Here is a 23,289-nt window from a genome sequence, read left to right as displayed (position 1 = left end):
CAGGGGGTTGTTCGGCATGAAGGTCATGCACATCCATTTCGGCAAGGAGGGCGGAGCCGAGCGCTTCTTCGTCAATCTCGTCAATGCGCTTCACGACAGAGGGATCGAGCAGCGCGCATTAATCCGGCCGGACCGTAGCTGGCGCAAGGACATTGAGGGCAGCGCGACGATCTACGAGGGTATTTTTCGGCGTATTTCGCTTTCGCGCTTCCTGCTGAAATGGCGGATGAACCGCATCCTTCACGACTTCAAGCCGGATGTGATCATGACATGGCAGCTGCGCGCCAGTCGATTCATGCCTGCCCACGCCAAGGCTTTTCGCATTTCCCGCCTCGGCGATTATCCCGAGCACCTCGGCTATTACACCAACGTTGAAACGCTCGTCTGCATCACCCCCGATATCGCCACGAAGGTTCGTGAACTCGGTTGGAAACGCGACGTCGAGGTGATCGCGAACTTCACCCGCGCCACGCCGGTTGCCGCTGTCGACCGCGCCAGCATGCAAACCCCTGCAGACGCATTCGTCGTTGTCGGCATGGGCCGTTTCGTCAAGCGAAAGGGCTTTGACGGGCTTATCCGCGCTGTAAAGAAGGTGGAGGGAGCCTATCTGTGGCTCGTTGGCGACGGGCCGGAGCGAGCGCAGCTCGAGCAGTTGACGGACGGACTCGGTATGCGCGATCGCGTCCGCTTTGCGGGATGGCAACCCAATGCCTATGGTTATCTCGCCGCCGCCGACGTCTTTGCGATAAACTCCTCGCATGAGCCGCTCGGCAACGTCTGCTTCGAAGGTTGGGGGGCGGGGAAGCCGACCATTTCCTCCCGCGCCGAAGGTCCGTCCTGGGTGATGACCGATGAGAGCGATGCGTTGATGGTCGATTGCGGCGATGACGACGGCCTTGCCAACGCCATTCGGCGCCTGCGCGACGATTACGCGCTTCGCGAGCGGTTGAGCGCCGGCGGGCGCGAAACTTTGCGCACGCGCTTCTCCGAAAAGGCCATCACCGACGCTTACCTCGACCTTTTCTCCAGGGGCATCGCAAAGCGATGAAGGTGATCCACTTCCATTTTGGCAAGGACGGCGGCGCCGAGCGCTTCTTCGTCCATCTCGCCAATGCGCTGGCGGAACGCGGTGTCGAGCAGACGTCCATCATCCGACCAAAACGCGCCTGGCGCCGGGAGATCGAAGGCGCCACGAAGATCAAGGAAAGCCACTTTCGCAACCTCTCGCTCGATCGCCTCTTGCTGCCGTTGAAGGTGAAGCACATGGCGCGGCGCGAGAAGCCGGACGTCCTAATGGCCTGGGCGCCGCGCGCAAGCGAGTTGATGCCCGACTACAAAGATGCGCTCAAGATCTCCCGTCTCGGCGACTATCCCACCCGTCTCAGCTATTTCAAAAACACAGATTGCATCGTCTGCAACACGCCTGGTATTGCCGAGCGCGTCCTAAGCCTGGGATGGAAACGGCAAGTCAAGGTCATTTCCAATTTTACCGGCGCCGAGCGTGTCGAGCCCGTAGACAGGGCAATGCTCGACACGCCTGCCGACGTGCCCGTCGTCATTTCGATGGGACGCTTCGTCGAGCGTAAGGGATTTCACACCTTGATCGAAGCAATCGCCAAACTGCCGGGCGCCTATCTATGGCTGCTCGGCGACGGCGAAGAGCGGGACAGCCTGGAGAAGCTCGCAGCCGATCTCGGCATTTCCAAACGGGTGCGTTTCGCCGGCTGGCAAAAGGATGCACGGCCGTTCCTCGCAGCTGCCGACGTCTTCGTTATGGCCTCGAGCCACGAACCACTCGGCAACGTGATCCTGGAGGCTTGGGCACAGAAAACACCGGTCGTATCGAGCCGCTCCGAGGGGCCGGAATGGTTCATGCGCGATGGCGAAAATGGCCTGATGGTCGACATAGGAGACGCAGATGGTTTTGCGCATGCGGTCGGGCGGATCGTCAATGCGCCCGAGCTGGCAAAACAACTGGCCGAACGCGGGCACCAGACGTTGGTCAGCCAATTCTCCAAGGAAGCAATCACAGACGCCTATCTGAAGCTCTTTGCCTCGAAACGGTGAGACGGCTGCGTTCTTCTCATGCGCGGACAAGAATTTCAGTCAGCGCATGAGTTTTTCGTAGACCGCTCCGATGGCTTGGGCTTCCGCTTCTATGGCAAAATTTTTCGACGTCCGCGCGAGGCCGTTGGCTCCGGCGGCCGCCAATCGCGGCAGATTGTCCATGAAGACGGCCGCGCCGTTGACCATCGCCTTGAGGTCGTCGGCCCGAATGATGAGGCCGGTTTCCTCGTCGCCATCGGAGACCAGTTCGGAGAAGGCACCGACATCCGTTGCCACAACGGGCACTCCGGTCGCCATGGCTTCGAGCGGCGTCAGGCCGAAGCCTTCCCAGCGCTGCGGCGCGATGAAGAGGTCGAGGGCCTGGTACCAATCCGGGATGTTGGTGTGTTCGCCGACAAAAAGAATGCGATCGGCGAGCCCGGCTTTTACGACACGTTCCTTCAGTTCGGACTCGTAGGCGATGTGCGGACCGGTCGCACGGCCGGCCACGATTGCGCTCCATTCGGAGCGGTCGGGCAGGAGGGCGATCATGCTGTCGACAAAAAGATCGGTCCCCTTCTGATGACGCACGCGCCCGAAGCATCCGACGAACTTCTTGGTGGGATCAAGGCCGAGCCGACGTTTCACTTCCGCCTTGTCGCCGGCTGGCCGGAAGCGCTTCGTGTCGATGCCGTGCAGGACGACAATATTCGGCACCTCCAGATAGGCGGCGGTTTTCGCACTCGTGGCGATGACCGCGTCCATCCGGCCAATGAGGAACTTGCTCCACCCGGTATGCCGGCGCTGCGAAGCGGAGGTAAAGACGATCCGGATCTTCATGCGCAACAGATCGCGCAGGAGGATCGCCGGCAGCATTTCGACGTTGCGCCGAGCATGCCAGACACGGCAGGGACGTCCGGCCGGTCTCCTCCATAGGTGGACCAGGTCGCGGAAGCGGACGGACGGCAAATTCTTGGGGAGCCCCGGGCCGAGAACCGCGATCTTCTGGCCGAGGCCGCGCTGCACCGGAATGAGCTGGATGATCGTCGAAGTAACGCCGGAGAGCCGGCGCTTGAAATTGGGCGCAATCACCTCGACGTCGCGTATATCGACCACGTGTGCGCTCTCCTCGCGCATGCGACAATCACTATTGGGAAAGGGGCGGAGCGGGGACGCGCGCCAGTGCGGGGCGATCAGCCCCAGTGAATGGCAAGAATTTCGTATGCCTTGGAGCCGCCGGGAGCGTTGACTTCGATCGAGTCGCCCACTTCCTTGCCGATCAGCGCGCGAGCGATCGGGGAAGAGATGGAAATGCGTCCCGCTTTGACGTCGGCTTCCTGATCGCCGACGATCTGGTAGGTCTTTTCCTCTTCGGTATCCTCGTCGACGAGCTTCACCTTCGCGCCAAACTTGATCTTCGAACCGGACATCTTCGACAGATCGATCACTTCGGCCCGCGCAATCAGATCCTCGAGTTCGCCGATGCGACCCTCGTTATGGCTCTGAGCTTCCTTGGCCGCATGGTATTCGGCATTTTCTGACAAGTCGCCATGAGCGCGAGCCTCAGCGATCGCTTCGATGATTCGCGGGCGTTCCTCCTGCTGGCGCCAGCGCAGCTCCTCCTGCAGATTCACGAATCCACCCTGTGTCATCGGCACCTTGTCGACCATTTCATCATCCTTCATCAGACACGCGGCGCCGCCTTTCGGCGGCGCCCACGCAAAAGAAAACGGTCGCCGGAGCAAAAGCACCGGAACCGTCCGAAACATCCGAACCGTTCTTATAACAGAAACGGAAGCGCGAAAGCCAGATTTTTCGCGGTCCTTCCCCGCGGTGGCCGAGCCGAGCACAATCCGACGCCGGGTGAAGAAAAGCCTCTTTACCTCAACCGCAGTTGAGGTTGTATCAGTGCTGGTTCCATCAACGAAGGAACGATACGGAACCGACCCCATGAGTTTAGCCGAACAGAATTTAGGTGCCGATACGACGCAGCAGGCGGAGGCCGAGGGCCGCTGGAGCGAACTCTTGCAACCCCGCCACCTGGCGGCGACCGTGACCTTGTGCCTCGGTGTCGCACTCTTTGCCTTCAACGAATTCTTCGTCTCGACGGCGCTGCCGACGGCAGTCGAGGAATTCGGCGGGGCTGCCCTTTTGTCTTGGGCGTTCACGCTCTACCTCGTGTTCGCCATCGTCGGCGGCGCCATGGCGGCCAACCTGAAGACGGGGTTCGGCGCGCGCAAGACGCTGATCGCCGCAGCGCTTGTTTTCGCCACAGGAACCGTGATCGCTACGACGGCGAGCGGCATGCCGCAGGTGCTCGCCGGCCGGTTGCTGCAGGGCTTCGGCGAAGGCATAGTCGCGGCCGTCTGCTACGCACTCATTCCGGAGCTCTTCCCGCCGCGCCTCGTGCCCAAGGTCTTTGGCGCGGAAGCGATCGTCTGGGCTACCGCCGCCTTCGCCGGCCCGCTCATCTCCGGGCTGCTCACGGAACATTGGTCGTGGCGCGCAGCGTTCTTCGTCAATATCCCTGCCGTGGCGATCTTCGTCGCGCTCGTCGTTGCGATCGTTCGTCAACCGGCGCAAGGCGCAAAAGTGGCGGTAGCGGTTCCGTTGCTGCGGCTCATCGCCTTCGGCTTCGGTGTCCTGCTGATTTCGCTCTCGAACACTGCAGACAACGGCTATGCAATGGCGGCCCTGCTGGTGGTGGCGCTCGCGGTTTTCGTCGGTACGATCCGCTCCGATCGCCGAGCACCGCGCTCCATCCTGCCGTCAGACGCCTTCTCGGTCAGCAAGCCGCTCGGCACCGGCCTCTGGGTCGTTCTGCTGATGCCGCTGGCCCAGGCATCGGGCTCCGTCTACCTCGTCTATGCGCTGCAACGCCTGTGGGATTTCGGCCCGACTGCCGCCGGGTTCTCAAGCGCGTTGATGGCCATGTCCTGGAGCGGGACCGCGATACTGGTGGCGAGCCTGCGGTCGCATGCGCTGCGCGTTCGATTGATCTCAACAGGACCGTTGCTTCTTTGCCTTGGCCTCGTTGGATTGACACTCGCCGTCGGCGCCGGCGAGTACCGCCTCGTCTTCATTGGCCAGATCGCGATTGGCGCGGGCTTCGGTGCCTGCTGGGGCACCCTCAGTCAGCTTTTGATGGACGTCTCAAGCATTGAGGAACGCGACAGGACGTCCGCTCTGCTGCCTACGCTGCAATCGGCGGGCTATGCGATCGGCGCGGCAGTCTTCGGAGTGACCGCCAATGCTCGGGGCTTCCACGAAGGCGCCAGCGATCCTGTGATGTCCGCGGCCTTGCTCGGAGTGTTCATCCTCGGTTGCGTCATCGCCGCCGCATCGCTCTTCTTCGGCGTCAGGACCCTGCGCCTCGTGCAGCATAAAGCGCGCGCCGCGCCTCACGGACAGGCAACGTCGCGGGGACCCGTTTGAGCCGTTGCCTTGTTCCGGGCCGCCTAGCGCTCGTGGCTTCGCGTGCCCGAATTCACGACTGTGAACTTGCCGCTCCGAGGACTGCATACGAAGCACTGGCTGCGCCGCGGAACAAGCCTGGATGACGCCGGCCGACCAAGGCGAACTGCTCGCAGCCACGCCCCTCGGATGGCGCAATGATCGCCAACAGGATGCCCTCGCTTGTGCGCACCTCGACCCTTAGCGAGCCGTAATCCGCGTCGCGGCCGATCTTATCGGCGATGCGCTGAGCGTAATACAGCGCCGATCCTTCGTCGTAATGGGCGACGCCCTCCTCATCACGGAAGCGTTCATCATCCCAATGGAGATCGAAGAAATAAAGCTGCACGTCGTCGCCCCGGCCATACGCGTGCCGGCAAGCCGGCTTCCATGCGTGGGCGCATTGAACCACGTCGCGCTCGAACGCCGCCTGAATGGGACATTCAGACGGCGTTCAGAAGGGCGAAGCGCGGCAGCGGGTCGGCAAGCATCGAAGCAGCAACGTGCGGCACCCGTTTCGGAGTGCGTCAGGCGTCGAAATAGCTCTGCAGAGGGCGCACTTCGAGATTGCCCGCCTTCAGCGCCTTGATGGCAAGCGCGGCCGCCTCGGCGCCCGCCATCGTGGTATAGTAGGGGACCTTTTGCATCAGCGTTGCGCGGCGAAGCGATTTCGAATCGGATATCGCCTTGTTGCCGTCCGTAGTGTTGATGACGAGCTGGACCTGCCGATTACGGATGGCGTCCTCGACATGAGGCCGGCCTTCCAATACCTTGTTGACCTTGGTGGCGGTGATGCCGTGCTCTCCGAGAAAGCGGGCCGTACCGCCGGTGGCCATGACCTTGAAGCCGATATCGGCGAGGATGCGGATCGCCGGCAGGACACCCCGTTTGTCCTCGTCGCGAACCGAGACGAAAACCGTTCCATCACGCGGCAGATCGACGCCGGCGCCAAGCTGCGATTTGGCAAAGGCCAGCGCGTAATCCGTGTCGAGCCCGATGACTTCGCCGGTCGAACGCATTTCCGGCCCCAGCAGCGTGTCAACGCCCGGGAAACGGGCGAAGGGGAAGACCGCTTCCTTGACCGCGATGTGTTTCAAATTGCGCGGATCCGGCTTCTTGCCGTAGGCGGCGATAGCTTCTTCGAGCGCTTCGCCAGCCATCACACGTGCGGCGATCTTGGCGATCGGCGAGCCGATTGTTTTGGCAACGAACGGGACCGTGCGCGATGCGCGCGGGTTGACCTCGAGCACGTAGATGGTGCCGTCCTTGATGGCGAACTGAACGTTCATCAGGCCGCCGACATTCAGTGCCTTGGCCAGCGCCGTCGTCTGCCGTTCGAGTTCGTCAACGACTTCATCGCTAAGCGTATGCACCGGCAGCGAGCAGGCAGAATCGCCCGAATGGATGCCGGCCTCTTCGATGTGTTCCATAATGCCGGAGACGAAGACATCCTTGCCGTCGCACAGGCAGTCGACGTCCACTTCCGTCGCGTTCGTCAGATAGCTGTCGAAGAGGAGCGGGTTCTTGCCGAGCAGCGTGTTGATCTGCCCGGTCTTGTCGTTCGGGTAGCGCTGCTTGATATCCTCCGGCACGAGTCCCGGAACCGTGTCGAGCAGGTAGCTCTGCAGCATGCTTTCCGAGTGAATGATCTGCATCGCACGGCCGCCGAGAACGTAAGATGGACGTACGACCAGGGGGAAGCCGATTTCCGCGGCGACGAGGCGGGCCTGCTCGACCGAATAGGCGATGCCGTTGCGCGGCTGGTTGAGATCGAGCTTCATCAGCAGCTTCTGGAAGCGGTCGCGGTCTTCGGCGAGATCGATAGCATCGGGCGCGGTGCCGAGAATCGGGATGCCGTTCTTTTCGAGCGCCTCTGCAAGTTTCAGCGGCGTCTGGCCGCCGAACTGCACGATGACGCCGTGAAGCGTGCCGTTTTCCTGTTCGGCGCGCATGATCTCGATGACGTCCTCGGCTGTCAGCGGCTCGAAATAGAGCCGGTCGGAGGTGTCGTAGTCGGTCGAGACCGTTTCCGGGTTGCAGTTGACCATGATCGCTTCGTAGCCTGCGTCCTTCAGCGCGAAGGCGGCATGGCAGCAGCAATAGTCGAACTCGATGCCCTGACCGATTCGGTTCGGGCCGCCGCCGAGGATGACGACCTTCTTGCGATCGGATACCTGCGCCTCGGAACGGGCAATGCCGACAAACGGCGTCTCATAGGTCGAGTACATATAGGCGGTCGGCGAGGCGAACTCGGCCGCGCAGGTGTCGATGCGCTTGTAGACGGGGCGGACCTTCAAGGCGTTGCGCAGTTCCGCCACTTCCTTCGGGCGCTTGCCAGTGAGCGTCGCAAGCCGGGCGTCGGAGAAGCCCATCGCCTTCAGCATCCGGAGGTTCTCGGCATCCTGCGGCAGACCGTGCTCGCGGATGCGCGCCTCCATGTCAACGATCGCCTTGAACTGGGCGATGAACCACGGATCGATCTTGCAGGCTTCATGCACTTCCGCCTCGCTCATGCCGAGACGCAGCGCCTGGGCGACCATGCGCAGGCGGTCCGGCGTCGGCGTACCAAGCGCGGCGCGGATCGCATTGCGGCCGTCGCCGTTCTCGTCGAAGTCCGGAATCTCGATCTCGTCGAGGCCGGTGAGCCCCGTCTCCAGCCCGCGAAGCGCCTTCTGCAGCGATTCGGCAAAGGTACGGCCTATCGCCATGACCTCACCGACCGACTTCATCGCGGTCGTCAGCGTCGGTTCGGCGCCGGGGAACTTCTCGAAGGCAAAACGCGGGATTTTCGTGACGACATAGTCGATCGACGGTTCGAAGGAGGCGGGTGTGGCGCCACCGGTGATGTCGTTGTCGAGTTCATCGAGCGTATAGCCGACGGCGAGCTTGGCAGCGATCTTCGCGATCGGGAAGCCGGTGGCCTTGGATGCAAGCGCCGAGGAGCGGGAAACGCGCGGGTTCATCTCGATGACGACGAGGCGACCATTTTCCGGATTGACCGCGAACTGAACGTTCGATCCGCCGGTTTCGACGCCGATCTCGCGCAGCACCGCAATCGAGGCGTTGCGCATGATCTGGTATTCCTTGTCGGTCAAGGTCAGTGCCGGCGCGACGGTGATCGAGTCGCCCGTGTGCACGCCCATCGGATCGATGTTTTCGATCGAGCAGATGATGATGCAGTTGTCCGCTTTGTCGCGGACGACCTCCATTTCATATTCCTTCCAGCCGAGAACCGACTCCTCGATCAGGACTTCCGTCGTCGGCGACGCATCGAGACCGCTGCCGACGATCTCGAAGAATTCCGAGCGGTTGTAGGCGATTCCGCCACCCGTGCCGCCGAGCGTGAAGGAGGGCCGGATGATCGCCGGCAGGCCGACATCGTCGAGCGCCTGCGCGGCGATCGCCATCGCATGATTCACGTAGCGCTGCTTGCGGTCGCCTTCGCCGAGGTTCCACTGGTTTTCAAGGTCGTCGAGGGCGCTGTCGAGTTCGGCACCGGAAAACTTGGCCTTGAGCGCGGCGCGCTCCGCCTCATGCGCCTTGCGGTCCTGGTCCTTGATGTCGGTAGCGTTCGCCAGCCGCGACTTCGGCGTTTCGAGGCCGATCTTGGCCATCGCCTCGCGGAAAAGGGCGCGGTCCTCGGCCTTGTCGATCGCCTCGGGCTTGGCGCCGATCATCTCGACATTGTAGCGATCCAGGACGCCCATCCGCCTCAGGGAAAGCGCCGTGTTCAACGCCGTCTGGCCGCCCATGGTCGGCAGCAACGCGTCGGGGCGCTCCTTGGCGATGATCTTGGCGACAACCTCGGGCGTGATCGGCTCGACATAGGTCGCGTCCGCCAAACCCGGATCGGTCATGATCGTCGCCGGGTTGGAGTTGACCAGGATAACGCGGTAACCTTCCTCCTTCAGCGCCTTGCACGCCTGAGTGCCCGAGTAGTCGAATTCGCAAGCCTGACCGATGACAATCGGCCCCGCGCCGATGATGAGGATCGATTTGATATCTTGGCGCTTCGGCATGGCAATCATCCGTTCTAGCTGCGCGAAAAACCGGCCAGGTTGGGAGGTCACCGGCCGGGTCGCGCATTGATGGTCTTTTCAGGCTAGAAGCGGCTTATAGGCAAATGTCTTCGCAAGCGGAACCCCGAAAATTCCGGAATCGACAACAAAACGAAGATATTTGCCGCCTCGCGAAGCGTCGGCTCGCCCGTAAAATCACCAGAGCTAAGCCACCTGCTCGATTGAGGGGATCACCAGCACCTTCACCTCGCCGGCTGCGGCCGGACGGGAGATGATGTCAGGCGCGTCATCGAGCGATATGCGCCGGGAAATCAGCTTGTCGATTTCGACCGCCCCTGAGGCAACCAGATCGGCAGCGCGGCGATGGACGAAGGGATTGATGAAGGAACCGAGCACGCGAAGTTCACGAAAAAGAATGTCGAAGGGCTCGATTTCGACCTTTTCTCCCTGCGGCAACACGCCCAGGATCACGACCGTACCGCCCGCTTTGGCGAGCCGTGTCGACTGCTGCACCGTTTCCGCGACGCCGGCGCATTCGATCACCACATCGACGCCTCCCGGGACGAGACCTGCAGGACCGGTGATCGCTTCGACGACGTCAGTGGCCACCGGATCGACGGTCGCGGTGGCGCCGACCTCTTCCGCCAAACGACGCTTCGCTGCCTGGCGCGTCGAGAGAATGACCGTCGTCGCGCCGGCGAGTCTCGCGAGTTGAACCGTCAGGAGGCCGATCACGCCGCCACCGAGGACTGCCACCGTCGAGCCCGTTTTTATCCCCGAAGTATCGATGCCGTGCAGGCAACAGGCGAGGGGTTCGCAGAAGGCGCCATGCACGGGATCAAGACCAAGCGGGATCTCGAAAGCCTGCTTCTGCGGCACCAGGACGTATTCGGCGAAGCCACCGTCGCGATGGATGCCGATCGCGCGCAGACTACGGCAAAGATTGACCCGGCCCGCCTGACATTGGGGACAGCGGCCACAGGAGATATTGGGATCGCCGGTGATCCGGGCGCCGGGCGCGATGCCCCGAACGGCGTCGCCCGCCTTTACGACGATGCCGCAGAATTCGTGCCCGAGCGTGACCGGCGGCATGGACGGAAATTCGCCATGAAGGAGATGGCGGTCGGTTCCGCATATGCCGCAGGCCTCCACTTTGACGAGCAGATCGTCGGGCCCGGGCTCAGGCACCTCGATGTCCCGAACGGAGATATTACCCACCGACTCCAGACGCACTGCCTTCATCTGCTCCTCCTGCCGTTCTGCCTCATGGATCGGAACACGGGGAGGGGCGGGGCGTCAATCCTGTCCACCTGCTCTCAAGGCCCCTGACCGTCGGGGCGGCGCTCGACAAAACCGCCCGCAGCATGCAACCGGCTGGCGGCGATTGCGTTTTACAAGACTCGTCGTCCGGACGTATAAATCATTGAGCGCGCTGAAGTAGAGGCGACGCCTTCTGGAGGAAAGACCATGGAATGGAAGGGCCGCCGCCAGTCCAGCAATGTCGAGGATCAGCGAGGGGCAAGTCCCGGCGGCAGCCCGTTTGGCCGCGGGGGCGGCTTCCGCATACCCGGCGGCGGAATGCGCCGTGCCGGCGGTGGTATGAGCTTCGGCACGCTGATCTTCCTCGTCATCCTCTATTTCGTGCTCAGGGCAATGGGCATCGATATGCTCCAGATCCTTGAAGGCGGGCCGGTGAACATGCCGGGTTTCGAACAGAGCGATGGCTCGCAAGCGCCGCGCGGTTCGGCCGAGGAAGAGGAGATGAAAGCCTTCATGGCCACCGTGCTCGCTGAAACGGAAGACACCTGGAACGGCATTTTCCAGGCGAGCGGCGAACAATATGAAGAGCCGAGGCTCGTGCTCTTCAACGGCGCGGTTCGCTCTGCCTGCGGCTTCGCCTCGGCCGCATCCGGGCCCTTCTATTGCCCCGGCGACCGCAAGGTCTATCTCGACATGAGCTTCTTCGACGAGCTCGCGAAGAAGTTCGACGCCTCCGGCGATTTTGCCCAGGCCTATGTGCTGGCGCATGAGGTCGGACATCACGTCCAGAACCTCATCGGGGTCCTGCCGAAGTTCAACCAGATGCGCCAGCGCATGAGCGAGGTCGAGGCAAACCAAATGTCGATCCGCGTCGAACTTCAGGCCGACTGCTTCGCCGGCATCTGGGGGAAATACACGGAACAGAAAGGATTGCTGGAGCGCGGCGACCTTGAGGAGGCGCTGAACGCCGCGACCCAGATCGGCGATGACACCCTGCAGAAGCGGATGCAGGGCTATGTGGTGCCGGAAAGCTTCAACCACGGCACGTCCGAGCAGCGGATGCGGTGGTTCAAGCGCGGTTTCGACAGCGGCAAGATGTCGGACTGCGACACCTTCTCCGGCTCCGTCTGATCGCTCGCGTTCCGACAGCGGCGCTCTTCCCCGTTCATCCGTTCCGTTCGCTGTCCATGTGCGCGAGTTGCGCCTGGGGATAGCGGGCGCCGGCGGCAGCGCCCTTCGGGATTGCCCGTTCGATCGCCGCCATGTCGTCGGCATCGAGATGAAGCGATTGGGCGCCGAGCGCCTCGGAAAGCCGGTCGCGGCGGCGTGCGCCGATGAGCGGCACGATGTCTCCCCCTTGCTCGGCGACCCAGGCGATGGCGATCTGCGCCACGGTCACGCCCTTGGCGTCGGCGACGCTCCTCAGCGCCTCGACCAGCGCGAGGTTCTGATCGACGTTGCCCTCCTGGAAGCGAGGGCTCATGGCGCGGAAGTCGCCGCTTCCCGCCGCTCCCTTCTGCCAGTGGCCGCTTATCAGCCCGCGCGACAGCACGCCGTAGGCAGTGATGCCGATCCCGAGCTCGCGGCAGGTCGGCAGGATCTCGTCCTCAATCCCGCGGGAAACCAGCGAGTATTCGATCTGCAGATCGCAGATCGGATGAACGGCGGCCGCGCGCCGGATCGTCTCCGGCCCGACTTCGGAGAGGCCGATATGGCGGACATAGCCGGCCTTCACCATCTCGGCTATGGCACCGATGGTTTCCTCGATCGGGACATCTGGATCGAGTCGGGACGGGCGATAGATGTCGATGTAATCGACGCCAACGCGCTGCAGCGTATAGGCGAGGAAGTTGCGCACCGCCTTCGGCCGGGCATCGTAACCGAGCCAGGCCCCGGCTGCATCACGCATGGCGCCGAACTTCACGCTCAGCAGCACTTGGTCGCGATTGCGATCCTTAAGCGCCTCGCCGATCAGCATCTCGTTATGACCCATGCCGTAGAAGTCTCCGGTGTCGAGCAAATTAATACCGGCATCTAGCGCGGCATGGATCGTGGCGATGCTTTCCGTGCGGTCTGCGGGACCATACATGCCCGACATTCCCATGCAGCCGAGCCCGATGGCGGAGACTTTAGGGCCGGATTTTCCAAGCGAAACCATTTGCATCTCATCTTTCCTTTGCGAGGCCGTTCGTTCGGTGCAAGGTTTACTTCCGATTCAGCTGTGCGATAATCCGGCATGGACCAAACAGCTTGTGCGGAATATCGTACAATGAACGACCTTCCACTTGCAGACCTCGATGCTTTTGCCGCCGTCGCGCGCGAACGCAGCTTTCGAACCGCTGCCCGCAAGCGCGGCGTCTCGGCCTCCGCCCTCAGCGAAGCGCTGCGACGGTTGGAGGCGAGGCTGGGCGTCAGACTGCTCAACCGCACGACCCGCAGCGTCACCGCAACGGAAGCGGGCATGAGACTGCTCGAGCGGTTGTCGCCGGCACTTGGCGAGATCGCCGGCGCGCTCGATCAGGCCGCAAGCGAACGCGACAAGCCGGCCGGAACATTGCGGCTCAACGTCCCCACGATCGTCGCGCGGGTCATCCTGCCGCCGATTATTGGGCGGTTTCTCAAGGCCCATCCGGCGATCAGTTTGGAAGTGGTCGCTGAGGACGGCTTCATCGATGTGCTGGCTGCCGGATTCGACGCCGGCGTGCGCTATGAGGAGCGTCTGGAAAAAGACATGATCGCCATCCCGATCGGGCCGCGAGTGCAGCGCTATGTTACCGCTGCGGCCCCGGACTATCTCGCCAAGCATGGCGAGCCGCAACATCCGCGCGACCTCCTGGAGCACGCGACGATACGCCACCGTTTCCAGAACGGCATTGCGCTCGCCTGGGAATTCGGCGAGGGCGCGGCGGCAATTACCGTGGCGCCCCCCGCGACCGTGCTCGCCAATGCGATCGATCTCGAAATCAGCGCCGCGGTCGGCGGCCTAGGCGTGATCAGAAGCTTCGAGGAGTTCCTGCTGCCTGAGATCAAGGCGGGCCGCCTCGTTCCGGTTCTGGAGGCTTGGGTTACCAGCTTTCCAGGGCCGTTCCTCTACTATGCCGGCCGTCGGCATCTTCCGGCCCCGCTTCGCGCCTTCGTCGATTTCCTGAAGGCCGAACAGCGGCACTCAGAGCGTTACGGCATGTTTCCTTAAATCGTAGCCGATTTAAGGAGAAAAACATGCAGCACTTCAAAGTGCTACAGCGTCCTTTGTGCGTTTGAAAAGACGCACGGCGCTACAGGGTTGCAGCCAAAGGCCAGCAAGGCATCAACAGACGAGATCATTTTGATCATAAACTTTGAAATGTTCACGTATTGTTTGCGTCGCGACAAGACGATAACACCTTATTTGGTAACATCGTTCACGTTCTGTCCCGCTTGCGGACAACGGGAGGGAAGACTCATGCGGGACAGCAAATTTGTACGGCGTGGTCTGTTCCTCGTCTTTCTCATCCTTTTTCTCGACATCATGGGCATCGCGATCATCGTGCCGGTGCTGCCGAGCTACCTGGAGGAACTGACGGGCGCGGATGTCGGCGAGGCGGCGATCGACGGTGGCTGGCTGCTGCTCGTCTATTCGGCGATGCAATTTCTCTTCGCACCGCTGATCGGAAACTTGAGCGACCGATTCGGGCGTCGGCCGATCCTGCTTGCCTCGGTGCTCACCTTCGCGATCGACAATCTGATCTGCGCCCTTGCGACGAGCTATTGGATGCTCTTCGTGGGGCGCATTCTCGCCGGCATCAGCGGCGCGAGCTTCGGAACCGCGTCCGCCTACATCGCCGACATCAGTGACGACGGAAACCGCGCCAAGAATTTTGGCCTGATCGGCATCGCCTTCGGCACGGGCTTCGCCCTCGGTCCGGTGGTCGGCGGCTTTCTCGGGGAGTTGGGGCCCAGAGTGCCCTTTTACGGCGCGGCCGGGCTTTCCTTCCTCAATTTCATCGTCGGGCTGTTTCTCCTGCCGGAGACGCTTGCGCGAGCGCATCGGCGGCGCTTCGAGTGGCACCGAGCCAATCCACTCGGTGCACTCAAGCAGATGCGCAACTATTCTGGGATCGGTTGGGTGTGTCTCGTCTTCTTCCTCTATTGGCTGGCCCATGCCGTCTATCCCGCCGTGTGGTCGTTCGTATCTTCCTATCGCTATGGATGGAGCGAAGGGCAGATCGGACTCTCGCTCGGCATTTTTGGCGTAGGCGGCGCGTTCGTTATGGCGGTTGTGCTGCCGCGTGTCGTGTCGAGACTGGGCGAAAGGCGAACGGCAACGCTCGGGCTCGTTTTCACGGCGCTTGGAATGGTCGGCTATGCGGCCGCCTGGGAAGGCTGGATGATCTACGTCGTCATCGTAGCAACGGCACTCGAGAGCCTCGCGGATCCGCCGTTGCGCAGCATCGCATCGGTCCATGTCCCGCCGTCGGCGCAGGGCGAATTGCAGGGGGCACTCACCAGCATATCGAGCATAACGACGATCCTTGGGCCTTTGATCTTCACTCAAATCTTCGCCTATTTCACCAGCCCCGTGGCCACCTATTCGTTTTCCGGCGCGCCTTATGCGCTTGCGGGCTGCCTGATCGTTGCCGCGCTTGTGGTCTTCCTTTCCAAGGTGCGCAGTGTTCGCAGCGACGCGTTCGAGGAGACGGCCCCGAGACCAACGCAGGCCTAGCGGCTCCCGGCAGTTCATGCCTCCAAATTGATCAATTTTCTTGATCAATCGATGAAAAATCGAGCAGTTTGGTCTTTATTGCTGGCGCTCGCGCCGGTGGTGCTCTAATTCGAATACCCTCCTTCATTTTCCGACTTTTGCCGCTGCAGAGCCAGGATTTTCCATGCTGACCGCAAACAAAGAGCTTGTGTTTCCGCAAACCGACAATTCGTGGGGCACGCATTTTCGCGCCAGCATGTATCTCGGCGTTCCCTTCATCGGCGCCCAGCTTGCCCAGCTTGCGATCAATACAACCGACGTTCTGATGGTCGGCAAGTTGGGTGCGACGCAGCTCGCGGCCATCATCATCGCGACGCAGGTGTTCTTCACGGTCTTCATCTTCGGCAGCGGCTTTGCAAACGCCGTCGTGCCGATGGTCGCGCAGGCGCAAGGCCGGGGTGACAAGATGTCCGTACGACGTTCGGTTCGAATGGGCATGTGGGTGGTGCTGCTCTACGGCATCCTAACCGCACCGGCGCTCTGGATGGCCGAGCCGATCCTGCTGTTAGCCGGGCAGAAGCCAGAGGTCGCAAAGCTCGCCGGGGAATATCTGCACGTAGCGCAGTGGGCGATCTTTCCGAGCCTCGTCTTCATGGTGTTGCGCGCCTTCCTAAGCGGCCTCGAACGGGCAGGGGTGATTCTGTACGTGACGCTCGCGACCTTGGTTCTCAACGCCGTACTTTGCTACGTCCTGATCTTCGGTCATTTCGGCTTTCCGGCGCTCGGCATATTCGGAGCCGCCGTCGCGGCACTCGGCGTGGCGCTGCTCGGCGCCGTGCTGACCATCGGCTACATCCGCAACCGGCCGGAACTCAACGGATATGAACTGTTCGTGCGTTTCTGGCGGCCGGACTGGCCCGTCTTCCGCGAAGTCATCCATCTCGGCATTCCGATCTCGCTGACGATCCTAGCCGAAGTCAGCCTGTTTACTGTCGCTTCGCTGCTTATGGGAACCATCGGCACGATCGAACTCGCGGCGCACGGCATAGCGCTTCAATTCGCATCGATCGCCTTCATGATTCCGCTCGGCCTGGCGCAGGCCGGGACCGTGCGTGTGGGCCTGGCCTATGGCAGCGGCGATATGCTCGGCGTCAAGCGCGCGGCGATCGTCGTCCTTGCACTCGGCTGCGGCTTTGCCGCCGTCGGCAGCACGATTTTCGCGCTGTTTCCCTATGCGCTCGCAGCCCTCTATCTCGATACGAGCCGCCCGGACGCCGCCGAGGTTCTGGCCTTCGCGGGGCCGCTGATCGTGATAGCCGGCGCCTTCCAGCTCGTGGACGGGCTTCAGGCGATCGCCGCGGGGATGCTGCGCGGTCTCAAGGACACAACCGTACCGATGATGCTGGCGATGATTTCCTACTGGCCCATCGGCTTCTTCTGCGCCTGGGCCTTCGCTTTTCCGCTGAAGTTTGGCGGGGTCGGCGTCTGGTTCGGCTTCGTGCTCGGGCTCGCGGCAGCAGCGCTATTGCTCAACTGGCGCTTCTTCCGCCTGCTTCGCGACATGCGTACGGCGCCTGCCGCTGTCTAGAAAAGAAAAGCCGGACGGGCAGGGGAGGCCGTCCGGCTCGTAAGAGCGACCACATCAGGGGAAAGAATGAGGCCGCTTATTCTGAAGCTTCTTGTGGGAAGCTTCCTGGAGGCATTCAGATCAAGAACTGGAGACGACGGGCGCCCGATCACGTCATCTGCGCCGCAGTCGATCGGTTCTCACCGTCACGGCCGTCGGCTCGCGAGCCTCGTCGCGAAGTGCATGGATAGTCGCAACGACCATTGCGAAGAACATCGCCACCGAATACAGAGCTAATCCCATCGCCGTCTCCCTTCCATCGCTAAACGGCACGCGCTTGAAAAAAGTTCCGTCACTGTGGCTTCACATTACAACTTCCGGTATGAAGCCCTCTTGAACGTTGCGTTCATCTAGCATTCATTCTTTCAGTGCCGCTGTTTCCCCGGGAACATCGCACGAGCCTTGCGGTTCGCCGTCGTCCATGACAAAAGGCTTCACCAAACGGAAACAGGCGCAATGACCACGGCTTTTTATCCCGGCTCCTTCGATCCGATCACAAACGGCCATCTGGATGTGCTCGTCCAATCGTTGAACGTCGCAGGGAAAGTGATCGTGGCGATTGGCGTCCATCCGGGAAAGGCCCCGCTTTTCTCCTTCGAGGAGCGGGCGGATCTCATCCGCCGCTCGCTCAGCGAATTGCTGCCGGAGAGGGCAGCGGACATCGCTGTCGTCTCCTTCGACAATCTTGTGGTCGACGCCGCCCGTCAGCACGGGGCAAGCCTTCTGGTGCGCGGCCTGCGGGACGGGACGGACCTCGACTACGAGATGCAAATGGCGGGCATGAACCGCCAGATGGCGCCCGATATTCAGACCCTGTTTCTGCCGGCAGGCACCGCATCCCGGCCCATTACGGCCACATTGGTCCGGCAGATCGCGGCTATGGGCGGTGACGTCAGCGCCTTCGTTCCCAAGGCGGTCCACGAGGCGCTGCAAGCGAAGCGCAAGTAAGCTCACATCACGGCAAGGAGACTCCATGAAAATCCTCCAACTCGCTTTCGCAGGCGCCCTCGCGCTCGCCACTTTGACGGGAGGCGCCCTGGCGCAGTCGAGCGAAAACATCCTTACGATCCAGCTCAAGGATGGCCCCGTCGTCGTCGAGCTGCGTCCTGACATCGCGCCGAAGCATGTCCAGCAGATCAAGGAGCTCGCTGCCGCCGGCGAATACGACAACGTCGCCTTCCATCGCGTCATCGAGGGCTTCATGGCCCAGACCGGAGACGTGCAGTACGGCGACATGAAGGCCGGTTACCAGGCTGAGCTCGCCGGAACGGGCGGCTCCTCCAAGCCCGACCTGCCGGCCGAGTTCTCCAACGTCCCCTTCGAGCGCGGCACAGTCGGCATGGCGCGCTCCCAGGACCCCAATAGCGCCAACTCCCAATTCTTCATCATGTTTGCGCCTGGCGACTTCCTCAACGGACAGTACACGGTCGTCGGCAAGGTCGTCGAAGGCATGGAGAATGTCGACAAGATCAAGCGTGGCGACGACGCCAATAATGGCGCCGTCACCGATCCAGACCGCATGATCAGCGTCAAGGTCGGCAGGTAAGACTGAAAACAGAAGGAGAAGAACCATGGCCGAGATCAAGGATCCGGAAAACACGATCATCATGGAAACCACGAAGGGCAGAGTGGTGATCGAGCTGCTGCCGGACGTCGCTCCGGGCCATGTCGCCCGCATCAAGGAACTGGCGCGCGAAGGCGCCTATGATGGCGTGGTCTTCCACCGTGTGATCGAAGATTTCATGGCCCAGACCGGCGACGTGCAATACGGCAAGACCGGCAGCGAGAGCTTCAACCCGGCACGCGCCGGCATGGGCGGTTCCTCCAAGCCGGATCTCAAGGCGGAGTTTTCCGATGTCTCGCACGTGCGCGGCACCTGCTCGATGGCACGCAGCCAGATGCCGAACTCGGCGAACTCCCAGTTCTTCATCTGCTTCACCGACGCTCCCTGGCTCAACAAGCAGTACTCGGTGTGGGGGCAGGTCATCGAAGGCATGGAGAACGTCGACAAGATCAAGCGTGGTGAGCCGGTGCGTGATCCCGACTCGATCGTGTCGATGCGGGTTGCCGCCGACGCCTGATTTGCGCTAATGCACAGACCCGCCCTGGTCGCGCGCAGAGCCGCCGGGGCGGGTTTTGCTTTTGTTTGACATCTTCGATGCGCGTAGACCTGTTCGATTTCGACCTGCCGGAAGCCTCCATTGCGCTTAGGCCCGCAAGCCCGCGCGACAGCGCCCGCATGCTCGTCGTGCGGCCGCAGGGCGAGCCGGTCCTCAGCGACCATGGCGTTCTCGATCTTCCGTCGTTCCTGAGACCCGGCGATGCCTTGGTGTTCAATGATACCAGGGTCATTCCCGCGCAGCTCGAGGGCATCCGCCATCGCGGCGAAGATACAAGCACGCCGGTTTCGCTGACGCTGCACATGCGCATCGCGCCCGACCGCTGGAAGGCTTTCGCGCGCCCGGCGCGCCGGTTGAAACCGGGGGACAGGATCAGCTTCGGCCACGGCGGCAGTGCCTGTCTTCTCGGCGCTTTGGAGGGGACGATCGAGGAGAAGGGCGATGCCGGCGAAGTGACCCTTCGTTTCGATCTCTCCGGCCCGGCGCTCGACGAAGCGATCATGGCCGTAGGTCACATCCCTCTGCCGCCTTACATCGCCTCGAAACGGGCGGACGATGCGCAGGACCGAACCGACTACCAGACGATCTTTGCGCGGGAAGAGGGCGCGGTGGCGGCTCCAACCGCAGGGCTTCATTTCACCGACCGCCTCTTCGCCAAGCTTGACGAAGCCGGTGTCGAGCGCCACTTCGTGACCTTGCATGTCGGGGCGGGGACCTTCCTGCCGGTCAAGACGGATGATACCGACGATCATGTGATGCACGAGGAAATCGGCCATGTCGACGCGGCAACCGCCGAGAAGCTCAATGCCGTCAGCGCGCGCGGTGGTCGCATCGTCTGCGTCGGAACGACATCGCTACGGCTGATCGAGAGCGCGGCCACCGAAGATGGCATCATCCGTCCCTGGTCCGGACCGACCGGCATCTTCATCACGCCGGGTTACCGCTTCCGCGCCGTCGATATGCTGATGACCAATTTCCACCTACCGAGATCGACATTGTTCATGTTGGTCTCGGCCTTCGCCGGCATCGACACGATGCGTGCCGCCTATGCCCACGCCATCGCGACCGGCTATCGCTTCTATTCCTATGGGGATGCAAGCCTGCTTTTCCGGAAAGACTGAATGACCGAGACGTTTCAATTCAAGCTGCTTGCGACCGACGGCAACGCCCGCCGCGGCGAGATCTCGACGCCGCGCGGAACGATCCGCACGCCGGCCTTCATGCCGGTCGGAACCGTCGGCACCGTCAAGGCCATGTACCTCGACCAGGTGCGCGAGCTCGGCGCCGATATCATTCTCGGCAATACCTATCATCTGATGCTGCGCCCGGGCGCCGAACGCGTGCACCGGCTCGGCGGCCTGCACAAGTTCATCGGCTGGGAGCGGCCAATCCTGACGGATAGCGGCGGTTTCCAGGTGATGTCGCTCTCCAGTCTGCGCAAGCTCAACGAACAGGGCGTAACCTTCAAGAGCCATGTCGACGGCGCGCTCTATCATATGTCTCCCGAGCGCTCGATCGAGATCCAGGGCCTCCTCGACAGCGACATACAAATGCAGCTCGATGAATGTATCGCGTTGCCGGCGGAGCCCCAGGAAATCGAGCGCGCGATGGAGATGTCGCTGCGCTGGGCGGAGCGCTGCAAGATCGCCTTCGGCGACCAGCCGGGCAAGGCGATGTTCGGCATCGTGCAGGGTGGCGACATTCCGAAGTTGCGCGAACGCTCGGCGCAGGTGCTCAAGGACCTGGACCTCAAGGGCTACGCCATCGGAGGCCTCGCCGTCGGCGAGCCGCAGGAGGTCATGCTGGACATGCTGGACGTGACTTGCCCGGCACTGCCTGCGGAAAAGCCGCGCTACCTGATGGGGGTCGGCACGCCGGACGACATTCTGAAATCCGTTGCGCACGGCGTCGACATGTTCGACTGCGTGATGCCGACCCGCTCCGGTCGCCACGGCCTTGCCTTCACCCGCTTCGGACGAATCAACCTGCGCAATGCCCGCCATGCCGAAGATACGCGCCCGCTCGACGAGCAATCATCCTGCCCGGCGACGCGCGACTATTCGCGCGCCTACCTGCACCATCTGATCCGCTCGAACGAATCGCTAGGCGGCATGCTCTTGAGCTGGAACAATCTCGCCTATTATCAGGAATTGATGGCCGCCATCCGCAAGGCGATCGGGGAGGGGCGTTACGCCGACTTCATGGCGGAGACCCTGGAGGGCTGGCAACGCGGCGATCTCCCGCCGGTGTGAGCGGTTAAGCTGCGGGCCGGACGAGGCTCTCTACAGCGCCGCGCGTCCAATCGGACGCGCGAAGGTCGCTGTAGCAGTTTTGAGTGGCTGACGGGCCAGAGCATGTACCCGGCCGGCCTTCGCCCATAACCACGCTGCGAAAATATTGCGTGCAGGCGGGGAAGGCTCGCCACATGAGAAAATTCACTTCTTCACTCATCCGGCATTGGCTGCGCTCGGGTGATATCCCACGACCGAGACCATCCTACCGCGTAGGCGGCGGTTAACGGGTGGTCGCGCTCGCCCAATCGGGGTTCGATCTGCTTAAGGATATCCATCTGATGGAGCCAGCTTGGCTTTGAAGTCGATCCCAGTTGAATTCAGAGTAACATATGGACATCAACAGCATTCGAGATCGCGCGCAAGGTGTTGACGACGATCCTGTTTCCGAACAGGAGCTTGAATTTGCGCGTCAAATATTGCGGTCTGGCGACGGGGACGTCGGAGCCGCTCTGTATGTCGTCGGATACTGCGGCACTGAACCTGACGCGGCCCTGATCGAGCCTTATCTCCGCGACGACGTTCATGGCGGGCTCGCGTTGAAGGCCCTCTGTCGGTATCTCGGTTTAATCGATCGCTATCGGTCTGCGGTTCGTAAATGCATTCTGTCCGACGCCGATATTGGTTTTTCTGGCAGCAGGATGGCCGCCGTACACCTGGCTCCCGTGTATTTGCGAGGCTTCAGGGACAAGGAGGTCGAAAAGAAGCTGTTGGCGATGCTGTGCGATTTCAAAGACAGCAACCGAAGCTCAGCGCGCCATGCTCTGGTTAGGGCTCTCGGACTACATGGGGCTCTTAGGGACCCTCTCGGGCTGGAGATCTGGCCCGATCCAGACGCATCGACGATAATAGCGGCTGCTTGCCGCGCCTCCAGTCTCGATCGGCGCGACTTCATCACGGACCTTTCGAATTGAGCTTTGATTGCCTCGAAAGTGGTGCAGGCCCGGGAATCGAACGGTCTTTGGTGGTGATGAGCCACGCGGCTTACCGGTTGCCCTGCCTGCTGAAAAGAACCAGCGCTGCCACTACTCGACATTATTGTCTTTCCGGTGGTTCGCCATTCACCTCAACACGCTGAACATATTTATGATTGGGCAACGGTGAAGGCACGCGTCTTGCAAAAGCGTCACGAGCCACTTGAACCGCGATGCGGTCGGTTTTGGGATCAAATGACGACTCGCTAACAAACACATTCGTGAGTTTCCCGTCGGGCCTGTCTCCAGGCCTACGACTTCGCTTTTCGAGCAACCGGAGACAGGGAGCAGTAAGGCAATGCGTATAGATTTTGTCTTCATGGTGCCCCTTCTTTCGGAACCGGCCATAGCCCAGTCGCAGGTCGCGGCAACCTATTGTTGTTTCCAAACAAACATAACCACCCTACCGCATAGACGGCGGTCATGGTGTGTTCTACGCCGAGATTTGGCTACAACCTGCTATACTTCGTTGAATCGCTTTCCCTCGAAGGGACACAAACTATGTGGCTCAAACTGCACGATAACAATGGCCCGATCTTCGTCAACATGGACAATGCAACGCACTTCCAGCGGGTGGAAGGGCAACGGCGCACTACCCTCGTTACCTTCGCGGCTAACAACGGAAGTTGCATGACGCTCCAGGTTCAGGAATCGCCTGACGAGATTATGGAAATGCTTTGGGAAGAGTGACGCACATCACCAGCTCTCGTTGCCCAGAACTTGGTTGCAGGCCGGGAATCGAACCCAGTCTTTCGTGGTTATGAGCCACGCGGCTTACCAGTTGCCCTGCCTGAGGATCCTGAAGGAATCATGCAGTA

The 23,289-nt window shown here is 61.7% G+C and carries 21 protein-coding genes and 1 tRNA gene; 14 read left to right on the top strand and 8 right to left on the bottom strand.

What is annotated here, in order from left to right:
* Positions 1-16: 16 nt before the first annotated feature.
* Both M728_RS07445 and M728_RS07440 read left to right on the top strand, forming a co-directional pair.
* Positions 17-1,048 (top strand): glycosyltransferase, encoded by a 1,032-nt coding sequence (locus M728_RS07445; RefSeq protein WP_026623138.1) that lies wholly within the window; start codon positions 17-19, stop codon positions 1,046-1,048.
* Complete coding sequence (locus tag M728_RS07440; protein WP_026623139.1) at positions 1,045-2,067, top strand: glycosyltransferase; 1,023 nt, start codon at positions 1,045-1,047, stop codon at positions 2,065-2,067. Before M728_RS07445 ends, M728_RS07440 begins: the two co-directional genes overlap by 4 nt.
* A gap of 39 nt (positions 2,068-2,106) precedes the next feature.
* On the opposite strand, the gene M728_RS07435 is transcribed toward M728_RS07440, so the two are convergent.
* Complete coding sequence (locus M728_RS07435; RefSeq protein ID WP_026623140.1) at positions 2,107-3,162, bottom strand: glycosyltransferase family 4 protein; 1,056 nt, start codon at positions 3,160-3,162, stop codon at positions 2,107-2,109.
* Positions 3,163-3,239: 77 nt separating this feature from the next.
* The gene (greA, locus tag M728_RS07430; protein WP_026614055.1) at positions 3,240-3,716 is read right to left on the bottom strand and encodes a transcription elongation factor GreA; all 477 of its coding nucleotides are present in this window, start codon (positions 3,714-3,716) and stop codon (positions 3,240-3,242) included.
* Between the two features lie 280 nt (positions 3,717-3,996).
* Here greA and M728_RS07425 point away from each other — a divergent pair, with 280 nt between their 5' ends.
* Positions 3,997-5,481 carry an MFS transporter gene (locus M728_RS07425; RefSeq protein ID WP_051441078.1) on the top strand — a complete coding sequence of 495 codons (1,485 nt, stop codon included), beginning with the start codon at positions 3,997-3,999 and terminating at the stop codon, positions 5,479-5,481.
* A gap of 52 nt (positions 5,482-5,533) precedes the next feature.
* On the opposite strand, the gene M728_RS07420 is transcribed toward M728_RS07425, so the two are convergent.
* The 3 genes from M728_RS07420 to M728_RS07410 form a co-directional block, all read right to left on the bottom strand.
* Complete coding sequence (locus M728_RS07420; RefSeq protein WP_026623141.1) at positions 5,534-5,848, bottom strand: hypothetical protein; 315 nt, start codon at positions 5,846-5,848, stop codon at positions 5,534-5,536.
* Between the two features lie 178 nt (positions 5,849-6,026).
* On the bottom strand, positions 6,027-9,518 hold the full coding sequence (gene carB, locus M728_RS07415; protein WP_026623142.1) for a carbamoyl-phosphate synthase large subunit: 3,492 nt from the start codon (positions 9,516-9,518) through the stop codon (positions 6,027-6,029).
* 204 nt (positions 9,519-9,722) lie between these two features.
* On the bottom strand, positions 9,723-10,760 hold the full coding sequence (locus tag M728_RS07410; protein WP_026623143.1) for a zinc-dependent alcohol dehydrogenase family protein: 1,038 nt from the start codon (positions 10,758-10,760) through the stop codon (positions 9,723-9,725).
* Positions 10,761-10,985: 225 nt separating this feature from the next.
* Here M728_RS07410 and M728_RS07405 point away from each other — a divergent pair, with 225 nt between their 5' ends.
* Positions 10,986-11,909, top strand: coding sequence for a neutral zinc metallopeptidase (locus M728_RS07405; RefSeq protein ID WP_026623144.1), 924 nt, complete (start codon positions 10,986-10,988; stop codon positions 11,907-11,909).
* 34 nt (positions 11,910-11,943) lie between these two features.
* Here the strand turns inward: M728_RS07405 and M728_RS07400 are convergent, their stop codons facing one another.
* Positions 11,944-12,942 carry an aldo/keto reductase gene (locus tag M728_RS07400; RefSeq protein ID WP_026623145.1) on the bottom strand — a complete coding sequence of 333 codons (999 nt, stop codon included), beginning with the start codon at positions 12,940-12,942 and terminating at the stop codon, positions 11,944-11,946.
* Between the two features lie 105 nt (positions 12,943-13,047).
* Here M728_RS07400 and M728_RS07395 point away from each other — a divergent pair, with 105 nt between their 5' ends.
* The 3 genes from M728_RS07395 to M728_RS07385 all read left to right on the top strand — a co-directional run bounded on the left by M728_RS07395 (position 13,048) and on the right by M728_RS07385 (position 17,047).
* A complete protein-coding gene (locus tag M728_RS07395; RefSeq protein WP_026623146.1) occupies positions 13,048-13,971 on the top strand; it encodes a LysR family transcriptional regulator in 924 nt (307 codons plus the stop codon).
* Positions 13,972-14,220: 249 nt separating this feature from the next.
* On the top strand, positions 14,221-15,480 hold the full coding sequence (locus tag M728_RS07390) for a TCR/Tet family MFS transporter (RefSeq protein ID WP_034884604.1): 1,260 nt from the start codon (positions 14,221-14,223) through the stop codon (positions 15,478-15,480).
* 163 nt (positions 15,481-15,643) lie between these two features.
* Positions 15,644-17,047 (top strand): MATE family efflux transporter, encoded by a 1,404-nt coding sequence (locus tag M728_RS07385; protein ID WP_026623147.1) that lies wholly within the window; start codon positions 15,644-15,646, stop codon positions 17,045-17,047.
* A gap of 153 nt (positions 17,048-17,200) precedes the next feature.
* Here the strand turns inward: M728_RS07385 and M728_RS07380 are convergent, their stop codons facing one another.
* Positions 17,201-17,329: a hypothetical protein gene (locus M728_RS07380; protein WP_026623148.1), complete on the bottom strand. Its 129-nt coding sequence runs from the start codon at positions 17,327-17,329 to the stop codon at positions 17,201-17,203.
* 213 nt (positions 17,330-17,542) lie between these two features.
* Here M728_RS07380 and coaD point away from each other — a divergent pair, with 213 nt between their 5' ends.
* The 7 genes from coaD to M728_RS07345 all read left to right on the top strand — a co-directional run bounded on the left by coaD (position 17,543) and on the right by M728_RS07345 (position 23,161).
* Entirely contained in the window at positions 17,543-18,034 is a 492-nt protein-coding gene (coaD, locus tag M728_RS07375) for a pantetheine-phosphate adenylyltransferase (RefSeq protein ID WP_026623149.1), read from the top strand.
* Positions 18,035-18,059: 25 nt separating this feature from the next.
* Entirely contained in the window at positions 18,060-18,632 is a 573-nt protein-coding gene (locus tag M728_RS07370) for a peptidylprolyl isomerase (protein WP_026623150.1), read from the top strand.
* Between the two features lie 25 nt (positions 18,633-18,657).
* Positions 18,658-19,167, top strand: coding sequence for a peptidylprolyl isomerase (locus M728_RS07365; protein WP_026614066.1), 510 nt, complete (start codon positions 18,658-18,660; stop codon positions 19,165-19,167).
* 77 nt (positions 19,168-19,244) lie between these two features.
* Positions 19,245-20,327 carry a tRNA preQ1(34) S-adenosylmethionine ribosyltransferase-isomerase QueA gene (queA, locus tag M728_RS07360; protein WP_026623151.1) on the top strand — a complete coding sequence of 361 codons (1,083 nt, stop codon included), beginning with the start codon at positions 19,245-19,247 and terminating at the stop codon, positions 20,325-20,327.
* On the top strand, positions 20,328-21,458 hold the full coding sequence (tgt, locus tag M728_RS07355) for a tRNA guanosine(34) transglycosylase Tgt (protein ID WP_026623152.1): 1,131 nt from the start codon (positions 20,328-20,330) through the stop codon (positions 21,456-21,458).
* Positions 21,459-21,829: 371 nt separating this feature from the next.
* On the top strand, positions 21,830-22,411 hold the full coding sequence (locus tag M728_RS07350; protein ID WP_026623153.1) for a hypothetical protein: 582 nt from the start codon (positions 21,830-21,832) through the stop codon (positions 22,409-22,411).
* Positions 22,412-22,972: 561 nt separating this feature from the next.
* A complete protein-coding gene (locus tag M728_RS07345; RefSeq protein ID WP_026623154.1) occupies positions 22,973-23,161 on the top strand; it encodes a hypothetical protein in 189 nt (62 codons plus the stop codon).
* A gap of 31 nt (positions 23,162-23,192) precedes the next feature.
* Here M728_RS07345 and M728_RS07340 read toward each other — a convergent pair.
* Positions 23,193-23,266 (bottom strand) — tRNA-Ile (locus M728_RS07340).
* Positions 23,267-23,289 lie beyond the last annotated feature (23 nt).

Origin of the sequence: Ensifer sp. WSM1721, assembly GCF_000513895.2 — a bacterium.
Lineage (GTDB): Bacteria > Pseudomonadota > Alphaproteobacteria > Rhizobiales > Rhizobiaceae > Sinorhizobium.
Note: the sequence above shows the minus strand (reverse complement) of the source record. Positions and strands in the feature narration are given on the sequence as shown.